This window comes from Pelobacter propionicus DSM 2379, assembly GCF_000015045.1.
GTDB lineage: Bacteria > Desulfobacterota > Desulfuromonadia > Geobacterales > Pseudopelobacteraceae > Pseudopelobacter > Pseudopelobacter propionicus.
Map to the genome: position 1 here is coordinate 1,053,200 of NC_008609.1, position 14,976 is coordinate 1,068,175.

Consider the following 14,976-nt stretch of genomic DNA (forward strand, 5'->3'; position numbering starts at 1 on the left):
TGATATAGACAAATAATACTTGCCATGACCTCACTTACCATCTCCATCAACCTCTTCTCCTCCCTCTCCCGCGCCCCCGGCGCGGTCTGGACCGAGGCCACCAGGCGCAAGGCGCCGCACAAGCCGTTGCTCCTCCTGGCAGTGCTGGACCTGGTGCATCGTGGCGTCATCACCTCGCCGTTCATCGCCGTCACCGCCGACCTGGTGGAACTGAACGAGCTGTTCAACCTCTACTGGCGACGGGTCGTGCCGCTGGGCCAGACCAGTAGCATCGCCTTTCCCTTCTCCCGCCTCCACCGCGAACCGTTCTGGGAACTGGTCCCGCAAAGCGGCAAAACCATCACCCCGGCCGTCATCAACAACACCTCCTCGGTCAGCTACCTGCGCAAATACGCCCTGGGAGCAAAGCTGGACGACGGGCTGTTCCGGGTCATGCAGAGTGTGGAAGGGCGGGAGGTGCTGCGGGAAGCGTTGCTGCTCTCCTGCTTCTCGGAGGAGTTGGCGGCGCAGTTGCGGGAGCAGTCGATCATCAACCGCGAGGCATTCGACTACAGCCGGGTTCTGGAGGAACAGGCCCACCTGCCGCTGGTGAAGGAGATCGTGGAGGAGTACAACTACCGTCTGGTGGCCCGTGACCAGGGCTTCCGTCGCATCGTGGTGACAACCTACGATCACCGCTGCGCCCTGTGCGGGGTGCGCATCGTCACCCCCGAAGGGCATACGGCGGTTGACGCCGCCCATATCGTCCCCTGGAGCAAAAGCAGAAACGACGACATCCGCAACGGCATGGCCCTGTGCAAGCTCTGCCACTGGGCTTTCGATGAAGGAATGTTGGGGGTATCCGACGACTACAACGTAATTACCTCCCGCCAGATCTCCACCAATCCCAACGCCCCAGGTTTTCTCTCAACCCTCTCCGGCCGCGGCATCATCCCGCCCGGGGACCGGGAACTCTGGCCCTCAAGACAGTACCTCGCCCAGCACCGCCGGGAGTGGCGGCTGTAGGGGGAAATTATCCATCAGAAAAGAGGAAGTTATGCTGATCAAACAGAAGGACGGTCGTCAGGAGGACGTCCGGGAACTCAACCGTCTGCTCACCTTGAACATTACGGCCAAGCAGCGTTTCGCCATCGAACGGGAACTGAAGTGTCTGGCCTCCGGCGACAGAAATGAGCAGAATTCCGCCTATTACCTGGATTTCAGCTACAAAGACTCGCAACACTGGGCAGTGATTCACGACCTTCGCATTGAGCACAGGGGTAGGGTGGCGCAGATTGACCACCTGATCATCAACCGTTTTCTGGATGTGTACGTCCTAGAGTCCAAGAACTACTACTATGGCGTGAAGATTACTGACGAGGGGGAATTTCTCGTCTGGGACGGTAAGGGGTATCAAGCCATAGAATCACCGTACGAGCAGAATCAGCGGCATATACTGGCGTTGCAGCAGGCGGTTGCCGATAGAAATCTTGCGCCAAAACGGCTTGGCTTTGCCATACCGCTCAACTTCCGTAACGTTATACTGGTTGCTCCAACCTCAAAACTCATAAAACCGCCATCGGCCACGTTCGATCTCTCTGCGGTGATCAAGGCGGATGCCTTCGTTTCCGTGGCAGCAAAAAACGTGGAGAAAAAATCCATCATCGAAGCGCCAAAGATCATTGGGAGCGATACCCTGCGCGAGTTCGCCGAGAAGCTGGCGCGTCTCCATCGCCCCGGCTCAATCGATTATGCTGCCAAGTTCGGTATTAAAGAGGTAAGCATGGCGCAAGCCGTTACCGTGGCTCCGGTGGTTGCCATGCCGGAGGCCCCACCCTATGCGCCGGTTCCCGCAATGGTGGAAAAGAAGGCTGCCAAGCCCCTTTGCAAAGCATGCCGGAGCGAGAACCTTGCCATTGTCTACGGCAAATTCGGCTACTACTTCAAATGCGGAGAGTGCAGCGGGAATACTCCCATACGAATCGGCTGCGGCAAGGATGGTCACAGCGAGCGGATACGCAAGGAGGGGAACAACTTCTACCGTGAATGCTCGGAGTGCGGGACCAGTTCTCTCTATCACACGAACCCATAAAGATCGTGATCTATGGCGCCTTGTCCCTTCTGTAATATTGACCATTCCCGTATCATGATAGCCAACGACCATGCCTTGGCCATTATGGACGGCTTTCCTCTGTCGCCCGGCCATGCTCTTGTCATACCCAGGCGACATATTGCATCGCTGTTTGAGGCGACTAAGGATGAGCGAGAGGCATTACTTGATCTGTTGGAACAGACAAGAACGGAGCTGATTGGACAGTACAACCCCGATGGCTTCAACATCGGTATCAACGATGGCGCATATGCCGGACAGACCGTTATGCACCTGCACATTCACCTGATTCCCCGTTACAAAGGAGATCAACAGGACCCACGTGGTGGTGTGCGCTGGATTTTTCCTAACAAGGCGGTGTATTGGAAATAGCTATGTCAATACCATCAGCTGAAGAACAACTCAAGTTCATCACAAATATCCAGCGAATTCTCGATGAAGGATCATTTGTGGCGACATACAAATTTGCCTTACTCATGTCCCTTGCTGACTATGCCATTAAGTCTGGCAATGACTCTGCTGACCACTGCCAACTGACAACTCATGATATTGCAGAGAGTTTTGTTGAATATTATTGGAGGCAGGCGATCCCATATGCACATCATAAAGGAACTGTTCGAGTTTTGAAACAGGGGACAGGGTTGCAGCCCGTTGTGATCAGCCGAATAATTGAACTTCATCAGCAATTTCAAGGATCATTGGCTGCTGTTCGAAAAAACCACAGGGTTTGGCGGACGTTATTAAGCAAAGTTGCCTCCACCATTGGGCAGATGCCATTGTGGAAACTTCAGATGGTTGGCCGAACGTTTATACCTTTTTTGTATGATCAGCATGGTTCTGGGAATTTAATAAATCTAAAGCACGGTGTAGTTTTTTGTTTCAGAAGGTTTTACGACCTGATTCGCAACCTTGTACAGTCTACCTGGATTCGCCACGTTAGGATGCTAAATGTTGAGATTATTGGAGAATCGGATCTTGCAGAATTTCTCTTTGGTTCAGAACGATCTGTATTGCCCGGCCTGCGGGCTATGCTCAGAGATATTCAAGCGAATGAGTGTTTTTACTGCAATACGCAACTTCGCGAAGGGGGGGATATCGACCATTTTGTTCCTTGGTCTCGCTATCCGCTCGATCTCGGCCATAACTTTGTATTGGCCCATGCAACATGCAACCGGAGTAAACGGGCTTTTTTAGCTGCCCCTTGTCATCTGGAGAATTGGTGCAAAAGGAATCAACTTCACGGAAATATCCTCAGGCAAGAGTTCGATACACTTAGAATCAATCACAACCTTGAAGCAACTGAGAAGATTGTTGTTTGGCTGTATTCTCAGGCGGAAGTATCTGGAGCAAGCCTATGGCTAAGGAAAGATGATGTTACACCAATTGATTTAAGTTGGAGAAATATATTAGTAGTATAGTTTTTGTCCGAAAACCATAGCTTTGATACGAACGGGGTCGAGAGGATCGTTTGGCTCTGGGATGAGCAGTGATATGGTCCGCATGAACAAAACAGCCGGTTATTGAAATTCGTTTGATCTTGATTCCCTCGATTGCGGAAGATGTCTCGATGTTACGTGCCATCGCTTCTTCCCGTTTTTGGGGATCTTTCAGATAGGGATTTGTGGTGAGCAGAGATCTTTTCATGGTGCTAAAATAGCATGCTTTGTGCCGGGTTTTCCATTGTTTGTATGCCCGGCTGCCGGAAGTGCGGAATAACTACGCTAAGCCCCAGTTGATCCAGTTTGAGGAATTCGCCGGCTGTCTGTCGTGGTGGCACAGCCGGAAGGAAAACGAGCGGGCCTGGCCGATGCCGGTGGCGCGGATCATTGAGCAGCGGATATTGGAGATCGTGGAAGGGATCAGACATGTGCTAGCGGGAGGCGGGTCGTCCCTGTCGGCTAGACCAGCAGCATCGCCTTTCCCTTCTCCCGCCTCTCTCGCGAACCGAGAGCGGGACGGGGAATAACTATCATTGCTCCGGAGTAATGGAGGCATACCGGATGAATTCAGGCCATAGACAGGGACTGGTGGAACTGGGCGCGGAACGGTTGGCGGATGCGTTGCTGGAGCTGGCAAGCCGGGATCATGGGGCCGAAGATCTGGTCGAGCGAATGATCGCCACCCCTCAGGAGAATATCGAACGCTTCAAGAAGAGGCTGGCCGGCATCAAGCGGAGCCGCCGCTTCATCCGCTGGGGTGAATCCGCGGCCTTTGCCCGCGAACTGCAAGAACTCCTGCGGGATGTGGAAACAGGCGTTTCCACCCCCCGCACGGGCGCCGAACTGGTGGCCTCGTTCTACGAGTGCGATAAGGGGGCGCTGGGCAACTGTGACGACTCCAGCGGCCATGTCGGCGATGTTTTTCGTTATGATGCGCGGGAGCTCTTCCTCGGCTACGCTTCCCGGTGCGACGACAAGGCGTGGCTTGGTGACCTGGTGTTCAAGCTGAACCGGGCGGATGATTACGGTGTGCGGGATACGCTTGTCGGTTGTGCGGCCGACTATCTGCCGGAGCCGGTCATTCGCACCATGGCGTGGCGCTTTCAGAAGCAGGCGGACAAGGAGAGCGAAGAGTACGCGAAGCGGCACTGGCTGCTGCTGGTGGAGTCCCTGGCACGGCAACTGAAGGATGCGCCGCTGTTCGAGCGGACCCGGCTCGCATCCTGGGGGAGCCTGTCGACGGCAGCCTGTGTGGATATTGCCCGGGTCCATCTGGAAAGCGGTGATGCTCCAGCGGCGCTGGGGTGGCTGGAGAAAGCCTCCTCGGACGAAGGCCATTATGCAGCGGAGCGGGATGAGCTGCTGTATGAGGTGCTGGGTACTCTGGGCGACAGGGCAGAACAGGCCGACACCGCCTGGCGGATGTTCCGGCGCAGCCGTTCGCTGTCTTCCCTGGAGCGCGTGCTGGAGGTTCTCGGACCCGGGCAGCGGGAGCAGGTTGTGGCGGGTGAAGTTACCACCATCCTTGCCGGCGGAAGACTTTCCCTCGGGGATGCTGTCAATGGGGACGCAAAAGTGTACCAGTTTCGGGAATTGAAAAGTGTACCACCCTGCTGGTTAGAGAAGTTCCTCAATCAGGTGTTGTTGAAATGGATTCACCTCCTTTCTGAGAGAGTTGCTTGGCGAAGGCATGTCCCTGTAACCGGTAGCTGTGCCCTTTGATGTTGACCACCTTGCTGTGGTGAAGCAGGCGGTCCAGGATGGCCGAAGCAATGACCTGGTCTCCGAAGAGTTCCTGCCAATCGGAGAAGCTCTTGTTGGAGGTGATGATGGTCGAGCTTTTCTCGTAACGATAGGAGATGAACTGGAAGAAGAGGTAGGCTTCCTGGTTGTTGACCGGTAGGTAGCCGACTTCATCGACGATCACCAGACTTGAGTTGAGATAGGCCTTTCCCTTGGCCTGACTCTCCTTCAGCTTGGCGATCAGGGTGTGCATGGTGGTGAAGTAGACCTTGAAGCCGTGATAGCAGGCCTTGATTGCCAGGGCGATGGCGAGGTGGGTCTTACCCACTCCCGGCGGTCCCAGGAAGATGACATTTTCGTGTTTGGCCAGAAAGGTCAGATCGAAGAGTTCCATCACCGCTTTCTTGTCCAGATGGGGATGGAAGGTGAAGTCGTACTCCTCGATGGTTTTGGCCATGGGAAGACCGGCGATCTTCATGGCGGTATCCACACGGCGCTTGTCCTTTGCCGCCACTTCTTCCTCCAGGAGCCGGTCAAGGAAAGCAAGGTGAGAGCTCCCGTCGCTCTGGGTGATGGTGGCGACATCGTCAAGGATTTCCACCGCCTTGAAGAGTTTCAGTCGTTTCAGGTTGTCCTGGAGGCGCTCATAGGTCAGCTGTTCCATGGGGCACCTCCGGCGGCGTAGCGGTCATACTCTTCCAGAGGGCGACGGTAGACCTCGGGGTAGAGCGTTCCGGTCGTGAGACCACGGGTGGCCTTCCCCCGGTCCTGGCCATAGCGCGGGGTCTGCCGAGGAGTCCGGGGTGGCGGTTTGTCAGGAATGCCGATGGTCTGCCCTTTGAGTTCCGGAATCTGGTACAGGGCCAGCAGTTCGTCATCGTGATAGATCCGAATGACGCCGGCCTTGACCTTCAGGAGAACCTTTCTCCCGGCTTCCTGGTAGGGAACGTAGTAGCGGTTGCCGCCAAAGGAAAGCAGGCAGTCCTTGTAGACCTTGCGGAAATACTTGAGGGAAGTGTCGTATTCGGAGGGCGGTAGAACTCCCAGGCAGGGCTGCTCCTGCTCCCAGCGGGCCTGAACCTGCTGACGGTGGGTACCGTGGATGCGCTGGTGGGCAGTCTCCGCGATCCAGGCGGCAACATCCTGATTGGTCTCTTCCAGAGAATGGAATCCGTACCCCCTCCAGAAACTTTCTCGCACATAGTGCATGGGGCGTTCGACCTTTCCCTTTACCCAGGGGCTGTAGGGAGGGCAGAGGCGGGGCGTAAAACCGTAGTGCCTGGCAAAATGAAGGAATTCGGTGTTGAACACCGGCCGGCCATTCTCCCGGCCCACGACGACCTGCTTCATGTTGTCGTAGAGGATCTCGGCGGGAACGCCCTTGAGGTGGCGAAATGCCCGGAGGTGACAGTCCATGAACACCTCCAGGGTGCATCGTTCAACGAATTCGACGTACATGGCCCGGGAAAATCCCAGTACCATCACGAAGGCGTAGAGGGTTGTGGTCTTTCCCGTGGACTCGACCACCTTGAAATCTCCCCAGTCAACCTGGGCCTGGAGCCCAGGCTCCGTTTCGAAGCGCTGATAGGCGATGCGCCGCTTCTGTTCCTTGATGGAGCGGACGAATACCTTGAGGGTATCGTAACTGCCGGAATACCCCATCCTTTTAATACGGGTGAGTATCCAAGTGGCCTGATATTCATCCTCATCGAGAAAATCCCGGATGATCTGGTGATACGGTTCAAGGATGGATGGTTTGATGTCTTTCCGATGATAGGCAGGGAAAGAGTTGCTTTCGAGATACTTCTTCACGGTCTTGCGATGAATGCCCAACTTGCGTGCGATCCATCGGATACTGTGGCCGGAGCGTTTGAGCGCGGCTATGTCCATAACTACCTCCGTGGAAATCATGGGCACCCCTCCTTTCTCCAGAAGGGATACCACGGCTTCCAGGGCGGTACACTTTTCGTTACCGCTTTTGGGACATTATTGCACTACCATTGACAGATGCCGCCTTTCTGGTTGCCGCCGGGCAGTTTGACGCCGCGGAAAACTACCTGCTCACCCATGCCAGGGAGCTGAACGGCGACTTTTACGGCACTCTTCTCCCCATGGCCGAGGCCATGGAGAAACAGGGCCGCCATCTCTGCGCCTCCCTGCTTTACCGTGCCCTGCTCGATTCCATTCTCCAGCGGGCCCAGACCAAAACCTATCCCCACGGGGTGCGGTATCTGAAGAAGCTCGACCTACTGGCCGGGGTGATTGCCGACTGGCGCACCCTCGAATCCCATGCCGGGTACAAGGCCGGTCTCGTGGAGCACCATGGCCGTAAAAGCAGCTTCTGGTCGCGGTACCGCACATGACTTGTGGAGAATCCACGGGTTGCTACCCGGTTTTACTCTCGGAACTTGAATGTGCTGTTTAACTTTTCCCGGCGGCGGGCGTGCCGCTGGGGCAGACCAGCAGCATCGCTGGATTTTGTGAGGGTACAGCATGAACAAAGACGATAACGCGATTGTCCTCTATCAGGCTCCTGACGGGTCATCTTCCCTTCTGGTCCATCTCGACCATGACACCGTCTGGCTGACCCAGCTTCAAGTCGCTGAATTTTTTGGCGTGAATGTTCCTGCGGTATCAAAGCGTATCAGGAATATTCTGGGCAGCGGAGAGCTGGATGCATCTGCAACTGTTTCCAAAATGAAAAGAGTTCAGCTTGAAGGTGGGCGGAAGGTCAACTAGAACAACTGAGTGAACGCAACTGGCTGCGACATGACCAATTTCACCGCCTCCCTCAATCCCTTCTTCTCCCTCGCCTGCGAACCGGTCTGGGAGCAGATCCCCCAGCTGAGCAGCAGAGCAATAACTCTATTAGCCGCAGATCAGGGCGGAAAAGGTGGATTATAACCCAACCGAAAGGTTTCATGCCGTTGATCGGCCTTTATCCGCCGTTTCCAGTTTTTCCGCGTACCATTCGTTTCAAGAAAGTGGCTACATAGTCAATCATGATCCGCATGTAGTGGTACTTTGATTGACATGGTGCATATTGCTGTAAGTATTGTATTTTATGGCAAATAAATGTTGCGTGAAACGGTTTTCTTGTGTAGGTTAAATGTAACTTTACCCGTCAGGGTTATCTCTCATTGAGAGAGTCGTTCTCGGACACCTCTGGTTCCAGGGATCTTACGAAAACAAAGCAGTAAGCAAGGGAGTAGTACGTCATGTGCTCTCCCTTTTTTATGCCGGCATCACAAAACGGTTACTTTTCTACCGGAAATTCCGGGTGCCCAGTAAATACCTTGTGCAAATAGCGCCTGTCGACCTCAAGCTGGTGGTACTCGAACAAGTAATTGCTTACCTTCTGCCACGACAGCCCCTCTTTTCTCAACTGAATCACAACTGGCAGCAGATCAGCGTGTAGCCGGTCCAATATGGGTGACGGCTTGGCTTTTGCCGTGGCTTTTGCCACCGCAATCCTTTGCTTTGTCACCTCTTCCAGATCATCCGTACTCTTCAGTCTTCGGTTGTCCTGCAACCGCATTCTTCGTTCGATCCCCCATATAAAGGCGCGGTAGTACACATCACCGCTGTCCTCAACCTTCTCGCCCCTCTTGCGGGCGTCATTCATCATCACGTTGATCTGTTTCCTCTGTAAAACGTGACATTCCTTCCGTTCAATCTCCGGCTGCCTTGTGTACCAAGCCAGGAGTTTCTTGGTCGTCTGTTGTGAAAACGGGCGCATTTTTTTTGTCTCCTACGTTGTCTCCTGACAACGTCATCTGATGATGGTTCAATCATCAGATGTAAGCGGTTTGGCGTCAAGTCAAAACCGCGTAAACACTGGAGCTGTGCTCCATGCTTCGCCGTTTTTGTCGTCTAGGAGTCTGTCGGGCTTAACGCATTCAGCCGTCATCTCCAGGGCGTTTTCAATTGGTTAACCTGCTGTATTTATTGAATAAGTCGTCAGCTTTAGCTTGCGTTTTCTTGGTGTATCCCGTATATTTGTCCGGTAATATCAACTGGTTAGGTATCGGGGTTGACTATGAAATCAAAGTTTATTGAAGTTGACCGGGAAACACCCTATCTGCTCCCGCCATCGCTGCAGGATTGGCTACCAGAAAAGCACTTGGCCCGGTTTGTGGTCGAAATTGTCGAACAGCTCGACCTGCGCTCTTTGAAAGCTACCTATGCCGGCCGAGGCTCGCAGCCCTATAACCCTGAGATGCTGGTAGCATTGTTGTTTTACGGTTATGCGACAGGCGTATTCTCCAGCCGGAAGCTTGAGCGCAGCACCTACGACTCCGTGGCATTCCGGTTCATAGCGGCAAACAGTCATCCTGACCACGATACCATTGCCACCTTCCGCCGGCGTTTTCTGCCGCAACTGAACAAGCTGTTTGCCCAGATTCTGCTGATCGCTCATCAGATGGAGGTGCTGAAACTGGGCAACGTTAGTTTGGATGGCAGCAAAATCAAGGCGAACGCCTCCAAGCACAAGGCGCTGAGCTATGAGCATGCCTGCAAGCTTGAAGAGCAGATCAAGGCTGAGGTTGGCGAACTGCTCAAAAAGGCCGAGGCAGCGGACCGTGCCGATATTCCGGACGGCATGAACATCCCCGAAGAACTGGAACGTCGGGAAAAGCGTCTTTCCGCCATTGCCGCAGCCAAGGTCGAGATCGAAAAACGAGCCGCTGAGCGCCATGCTCGTGAACAGGCCGCTTATGAGAAGAAAGTCGCCGAACGGGCCAAGAAGGAGCAGGCAACGGGCAAGAAGGCCAAGGGGAAAGAGCCGAAACCGCCCAAATCCGGCCCCACTGCCAAAGATCAGGTCAATCTGACCGATGAAGAGTCGCGGATCATGCCGACCTCCGGTGGCGGATTCGAGCAGACTTACAACGCCCAGGCCGGTGTGGATACAGCATCAAAGCTCATCGTTTCGGCCCATGTTACCCAGAATCCCAATGACAAACAGGAGCTGACACCGACCCTGGAGAACCTGGCGGCGCTGCCTGAGAAGCTTGGCAAGGCAACCGATCTGGTAGCTGACAGTGGCTACTTCAGCGAAACCAATGTAACTGCCTGTGAGGAGAACGGGATAACTCCCTACATTGCCGTAGACCGGCAGAGTCACAACGTGCCACTGATGGAGCGCTTTGCCGAACCGCCGCCGTTACCCGAAGATGCCGATTCCGTGGCCAGAATGAAGCATCGCCTGAAGACACCTTCCGGCAAGGCGATCTACGCCCAGCGAAAAGTCACCTCGGAACCGGTCTTCGGCATCATCAAGGCGGTCATGGGATTCAGAAGCTTTCTTCTTCGTGGCTTTGAAGCAGTAAAAGGCGAATGGAACCTCGTCTGCATGGCCTACAACATCAAACGGCTGCATGTCTTGGCCGGATAGAATGAGAAATAGCGAAAATCAGCCTGTAATAACCGCAGTCATCGCTGAAAGGGCTGAATTAACCAGGTTGCCGGTGGGAAGACGAACACATACGGAACTTTTTTAATCGGCTTGGCCACAAAAGAGGGCGCCCCTGAGGTCAAGCCCGACAGACTCCTAGACAAAAACGGCGAAGCCGTTGCTGGGTTCGCGCGGAACGCGCGCACTTACCGGTTGCCAGGCCGATGCCACTGACAGGGCGATAACTGGCGCAAAAGTTTTAGTGCAAAAGCGAGCACGAAAAAAAACGCTTTTTCTTATCTGTCTGTCCCTCGCGGGGGGTCCACAAATACCGCCACCCATATCAGATGAAAACATAAAACCGGACTCCCTCCTGATCTTTATAGGTGAGTGATCATCACACATCATAGAGGAGGAATCGAATCATGAGAGGGAGTATCCGTGGACAGGCCCTGCACCTGTTCAATGCATCAGGGATCAATTGCATCGGTGAGAGCAAATTTCAGGCAAAAGACAGCGCCCGCGTGGAACTTGCCAGCGAAGGAAGGGGGGCCACCTCGACGGCAATTGCAGAAAAGACCGGAATCCATTCGTTGGGGACAAGGGACAATTATTTGGAAAAATGGCAGGAGATCGGACGGTTCGCAAAAGAAACATTTGCCGTCAGAGACCTCGAACGGCTTACTGGAGACCACGTCCGCCAGTTTTTGAACTACAAGATCGAGCTGGGTGTCTCGTATTCTCACTGGAACGGCTACTGCGCGGCAGTGGGCAAGCTGGAGAATGCCCTGAACGCGTACAGCGACAAGAACGACCGTGGAAATGTATATGACTTCCGCTCCGTGGTGCATGAGCTGCGGCCGGAGGCCAGGAGCGAATTGCCGCGTTTTGAAGGAACACGCAATTATGATAGCCCTGAGAGGCTGGCAGAGGCCGTGTCTAACCCGTCACACCAGCTTGCAGCCCGGATCCAGCATGAGAGCGGTTTGAGGATCGCCGGAGCGAGCAGTATCAGCGCAAACCAGCTTAAGGGGCTGGGCAGGGATGTGCATACGGGCAAACTGGTCGGCCTGCTCGATTACACCGGTAAGGGAGGCAAGCCGGGCACGGCACAGATGACGCCGGAGACGTACCAGCGCCTGGCTGATCACATCAGAACCCATGGCCCATTCAAAGTTTCAGCCGACGGTTACCGGGCAAGCCTTGAGTCCGCTGCGGACCGGACTGGGCAAGATTACAACGGCAGCCATGGCCTGCGCTGGAATTTCGCTCAGGAGCGGTTTTCTGAGCTGCAGGCAGCAGGACATTGCTATGAGAAATGTCTCGGCGTGGTTTCCAACGAATTGGGACATAATCGCATCGAGATAACCACACATTATCTTTTCGGAAAATGATTTTCCCCTGTCGACCGCCGGGCTTGGGATGCCCGGCGGTTTTGTGATTTTTCCCAACAAAAAAAGGCCCCTTCGGTCGCTGAGTGCGACTGGAGGGGCCTTTTTTTGTTCGTGGAGAAAAAATGGGGAAACCCGGGATAAAGCCCGTACGCCGCCCTGATCTTATCTAATAGAGGGGAATTTTCGGCAAATTACTGTTTGAGCCCCCATATCCATAAGTGAAATCAGCATGATGACATGCTTGTGCAGGACGATGTTATGGCAAAGACGCAAGACAAAACAACCAGCGGAAAATCACCGTACATCTCACCAGCGGAACTGGCAGTGCGTTGGGATTGTGCGCGTTCCTCCGTCGACCGGATCGCTCGCAGGGAACGTTTTACCAGAATCTGTCTCGGTGAAGGGCGAAACGGCATGGTTCGCTATGACAGGGAGGAGGTGTATGCCTATGAGGCGTCATGCCGTATCGTGATGCAGTAACCGCACAGTTCAAAATTGGATACATACCCCGCGAAACGCCCCGGATCCGCAAGTCCCCGGGGCGTTTGCTTTTTCACGGCTGCTGTGGTTAGCGGTTGTTGACCACCAACTTCAACCGGGGCCGTGTTTCGGCAGGCGGTTCAGCGGCTGAAGGCTGGGGAGGAGCGGGGGGCTGGGGTGGGGCGGGATGAGGCGGGGCCGGCTGTTGTGGGTCATCGCCAAACTCCACCGAGGCGTGCAGGGATTCGGGCAACGCTGTCGCATAGTGTTTTTCGCAGATAAGAATGCTGTTCCCCATCAGTTTGGCGACCTTGAAGAGGCTCTCGCCATTGGATGCGAGGAGTGTACCAAAGGTGTGCCGGTAGTCCAGGCAGGTCCAGCTGAGTTTTTTTTCCTTGTTGGCGGCGCGGAGCAGCGCGGAAAAATTATCCGGGTCCCAGCGGCACCCCTCGGGCGTGCTGAAAAACCAGGTTCCGGGAGTGACCTTTTCGAGATATTTATCCAGGTAGCGGCGCAGATCGCTGCTGATCGGCACGGTCCGGTTTATACTGGTTTTGGGTTTCCAGCGTTTGCCGTCGAATTCCTTGTTTCGGATTCTGATGGTCCCGTAGTGGCCCTCAGTGAAATCAAAGTCGGAAGGCATCAGCCAGAGCGCTTCCTCCCTCCGCAGGCCGCTATAGATATAGGTGGCGACCATGGTCTGCAGAAGCAGGTTGCCTGCCAGGGCATCGAGTTGTTTAGCGATGTCCTGGTGCTTCAGGTAGCTGATATCACTCTTCACTTCATTGTAACGACTGATATCTGCCAACGGGTTTTTGCCGCCGGGGAACCGTACGCCTCCTTCTTTCATGGCCCAGTTGCAGAAGGTTATAAGTATCTGACGATAGTGATTGACCGTTTTGGGAGAGAGCGCTTTTTGTTTGCTGATGGTTGCCAGGAATAACGAAACCCGTTCTGCGGATAACTGCTCCAGGGCTCCGAGCTCAAGCAGGTCGTATTTTTGGGCAGCGGGGCGTTTCACGGCCTTTCGGGCGATTTTGGGGTTTTTGATTTTGAGGCTCTCGCAGACCGGGCCGAAGATGCTTCTGAAATAGGTGATCTGCTTCTGGACGTTGTTTTCCGAACAGCGTGCCCTGCGGAAAAAGAGGTACTTCTCGATGATCTCGGGGAGAGGAGTCTTGGTCGTGAGGGGGATGTCGTCCTGGCGGAACAGGGCGGATTCGATCTGCCGGATTTTTTCCTTGGCGATCTGCAGCGAGGTCGTATTCAGATTGACCCGCTTCTGCTCGCCGTTCAGATAGTACTGTGCGTAGAATTTTTTGCCGCGTTTTAAAAGACTTGCCATTGCACGAATCTCCTTTCGTGGTTGCGGCAAGTCCGTAGGGTACAAAATAGGGTACAATGGCTACAAAAAAAGGACTTGCCGTTTATGCAAGTCCTTGATTTTGTTTGGTTGCGGGGAGAGGATTTGAACCTCTGACCTTCGGGTTATGAGCCCGACGAGCTACCAGACTGCTCCACCCCGCGTTAAGTAGATACACTTTATATCTCATCCGTTTTCTTCTGTCAACAACTTAATTGCGCTCTTTACGATTTGTTGTCGGTCACTCTGGCGTGGCGATGGCGCCTTTGCCGATTTTGGCAGCCAGTTCCCTGGCTGCCTCCTGCTCAAGTTTTCTGCCCACCCGGACACGGTACCAGATCCCCTTGTTCCCCTGGTTGGATTCGCTGATGATGACGTTGTATCCCTTGCCGGCCAGTTTGTTCTTCATGGCCTCAGCCTCGGACCTGAGATTGTAGGAGGCGACCTGGACGGTATATCCTGAACGGGCTTTGACTGCCGGTTTTTCCGTGGCTGTTTTTTCGTCGGAAGCCGGTTTCTCCGGGGCTTGCTTTTCCTCGGTGGCGACTTTTTCAGGGGCTGCTTTCGGGGTGGGCGTAGCCGCAGCCTGCTGTCTTCTGGCGACGTTCGAGGGAATGGCGGCCTGGAGCGTCTGTCTCTCCCGCTCCTCCCTGCTGTTTATGCCGCTTCCCAGGAATGCGCTTTTCTGGCCGCCCGGGAGGGTCTTGTAGAAACTGAGTTGGGGAGATGCCGTTGTCGGCGTAGCAGTGGTGGCCGGGGGCGCGACTGCATCCGGTTGCTGAGAAGCGCTCTGTGGAACAGGTTGCGGCTGGGCTGGAAGAGGAGCGGGAGCGGTCGTCTGCTTGGGACTGCTTTCCAGGCTGCTCTGCTCCGCAGCTGCCTGAAATGCCTTCTTGGTGGATCGTTCGGACAAAAACCAGCCGCTGCCGAAACCAGCGGCAAAGGCTATCAGGCCGGTGATGACGATCAGGCCGGTGAACAGGCCGACCGGCTCCTTGCGGGGCCGGGGCTTGCTCTGGCTGGTGACGTAGGACTGTTTGGGGGGGCTGTAGTCGATCCGCATGGGAGCT

Annotated in this window: 15 protein-coding genes and 1 tRNA gene; 10 read left to right on the top strand and 6 right to left on the bottom strand. The window is 54.7% G+C overall.

Going from position 1 to position 14,976, the window contains the following annotated elements:
- Window positions 1-24 precede the first annotated feature (24 nt).
- The 5 genes from PPRO_RS04905 to PPRO_RS04930 all read left to right on the top strand — a co-directional run bounded on the left by PPRO_RS04905 (window position 25) and on the right by PPRO_RS04930 (window position 5,250).
- Window positions 25-1,005, top strand: coding sequence for an HNH endonuclease (locus tag PPRO_RS04905; RefSeq protein WP_011734936.1), 981 nt, complete (start codon window positions 25-27; stop codon window positions 1,003-1,005).
- 31 nt (window positions 1,006-1,036) lie between these two features.
- Window positions 1,037-2,071, top strand: coding sequence for a nuclease-related domain-containing protein (locus PPRO_RS04910; protein ID WP_011734937.1), 1,035 nt, complete (start codon window positions 1,037-1,039; stop codon window positions 2,069-2,071).
- A 12-nt stretch (window positions 2,072-2,083) separates the two neighbouring features.
- Window positions 2,084-2,461 (top strand): HIT family protein, encoded by a 378-nt coding sequence (locus PPRO_RS04915; RefSeq protein ID WP_011734938.1) that lies wholly within the window; start codon window positions 2,084-2,086, stop codon window positions 2,459-2,461.
- The gene (locus tag PPRO_RS20070) at window positions 2,452-3,507 is read left to right on the top strand and encodes an HNH endonuclease (protein WP_011734939.1); all 1,056 of its coding nucleotides are present in this window, start codon (window positions 2,452-2,454) and stop codon (window positions 3,505-3,507) included. The genes PPRO_RS04915 and PPRO_RS20070 overlap by 10 nt, the downstream gene beginning before the upstream one ends.
- A gap of 582 nt (window positions 3,508-4,089) precedes the next feature.
- Window positions 4,090-5,250: a DUF6880 family protein gene (locus PPRO_RS04930; protein WP_011734941.1), complete on the top strand. Its 1,161-nt coding sequence runs from the start codon at window positions 4,090-4,092 to the stop codon at window positions 5,248-5,250.
- On the opposite strand, the gene istB is transcribed toward PPRO_RS04930, so the two are convergent.
- Window positions 5,159-5,935, bottom strand: coding sequence for an IS21-like element ISPepr5 family helper ATPase IstB (istB, locus tag PPRO_RS04935; RefSeq protein WP_011733826.1), 777 nt, complete (start codon window positions 5,933-5,935; stop codon window positions 5,159-5,161). The two genes, PPRO_RS04930 and istB, sit on opposite strands and share 92 nt — an antisense overlap.
- On the bottom strand, window positions 5,923-7,161 hold the full coding sequence (gene istA / locus PPRO_RS04940) for an IS21 family transposase (protein WP_011734942.1): 1,239 nt from the start codon (window positions 7,159-7,161) through the stop codon (window positions 5,923-5,925). The genes istB and istA overlap by 13 nt, the downstream gene beginning before the upstream one ends.
- 110 nt (window positions 7,162-7,271) lie before the next feature.
- On the opposite strand from istA, the gene PPRO_RS04945 reads away from it, so the two are divergent.
- Both PPRO_RS04945 and PPRO_RS04950 read left to right on the top strand, forming a co-directional pair.
- Window positions 7,272-7,634: a DUF6880 family protein gene (locus tag PPRO_RS04945; RefSeq protein WP_011734943.1), complete on the top strand. Its 363-nt coding sequence runs from the start codon at window positions 7,272-7,274 to the stop codon at window positions 7,632-7,634.
- A gap of 130 nt (window positions 7,635-7,764) precedes the next feature.
- Window positions 7,765-8,010 carry a hypothetical protein gene (locus PPRO_RS04950; protein WP_011734944.1) on the top strand — a complete coding sequence of 82 codons (246 nt, stop codon included), beginning with the start codon at window positions 7,765-7,767 and terminating at the stop codon, window positions 8,008-8,010.
- A gap of 517 nt (window positions 8,011-8,527) precedes the next feature.
- Here the strand turns inward: PPRO_RS04950 and PPRO_RS04955 are convergent.
- Entirely contained in the window at window positions 8,528-8,902 is a 375-nt protein-coding gene (locus PPRO_RS04955) for a hypothetical protein (protein WP_157039938.1), read from the bottom strand.
- 408 nt (window positions 8,903-9,310) lie between these two features.
- On the opposite strand from PPRO_RS04955, the gene PPRO_RS04960 reads away from it, so the two are divergent.
- The 3 genes from PPRO_RS04960 to PPRO_RS20795 all read left to right on the top strand — a co-directional run bounded on the left by PPRO_RS04960 (window position 9,311) and on the right by PPRO_RS20795 (window position 12,543).
- The gene (locus PPRO_RS04960) at window positions 9,311-10,669 is read left to right on the top strand and encodes an IS1182 family transposase (RefSeq protein ID WP_011733975.1); all 1,359 of its coding nucleotides are present in this window, start codon (window positions 9,311-9,313) and stop codon (window positions 10,667-10,669) included.
- Between the two features lie 425 nt (window positions 10,670-11,094).
- Window positions 11,095-12,063 (top strand): hypothetical protein, encoded by a 969-nt coding sequence (locus PPRO_RS04965; RefSeq protein ID WP_011734946.1) that lies wholly within the window; start codon window positions 11,095-11,097, stop codon window positions 12,061-12,063.
- A 258-nt stretch (window positions 12,064-12,321) separates the two neighbouring features.
- Window positions 12,322-12,543 (top strand): hypothetical protein, encoded by a 222-nt coding sequence (locus PPRO_RS20795; RefSeq protein WP_157039939.1) that lies wholly within the window; start codon window positions 12,322-12,324, stop codon window positions 12,541-12,543.
- An 88-nt stretch (window positions 12,544-12,631) separates the two neighbouring features.
- Here the strand turns inward: PPRO_RS20795 and PPRO_RS04970 are convergent, their stop codons facing one another.
- From PPRO_RS04970 to PPRO_RS19345, 3 genes are all read right to left on the bottom strand, one after another.
- The gene (locus tag PPRO_RS04970) at window positions 12,632-13,888 is read right to left on the bottom strand and encodes a tyrosine-type recombinase/integrase (protein ID WP_011734948.1); all 1,257 of its coding nucleotides are present in this window, start codon (window positions 13,886-13,888) and stop codon (window positions 12,632-12,634) included.
- Between the two features lie 105 nt (window positions 13,889-13,993).
- A tRNA-Met gene (locus tag PPRO_RS04975) sits at window positions 13,994-14,070 on the bottom strand.
- Window positions 14,071-14,147: 77 nt separating this feature from the next.
- Window positions 14,148-14,969, bottom strand: a complete 822-nt coding sequence (locus PPRO_RS19345) for an SPOR domain-containing protein (RefSeq protein WP_011734949.1) — start codon at window positions 14,967-14,969, stop codon at window positions 14,148-14,150.
- Between the last annotated feature and the right edge of the window lie 7 nt (window positions 14,970-14,976).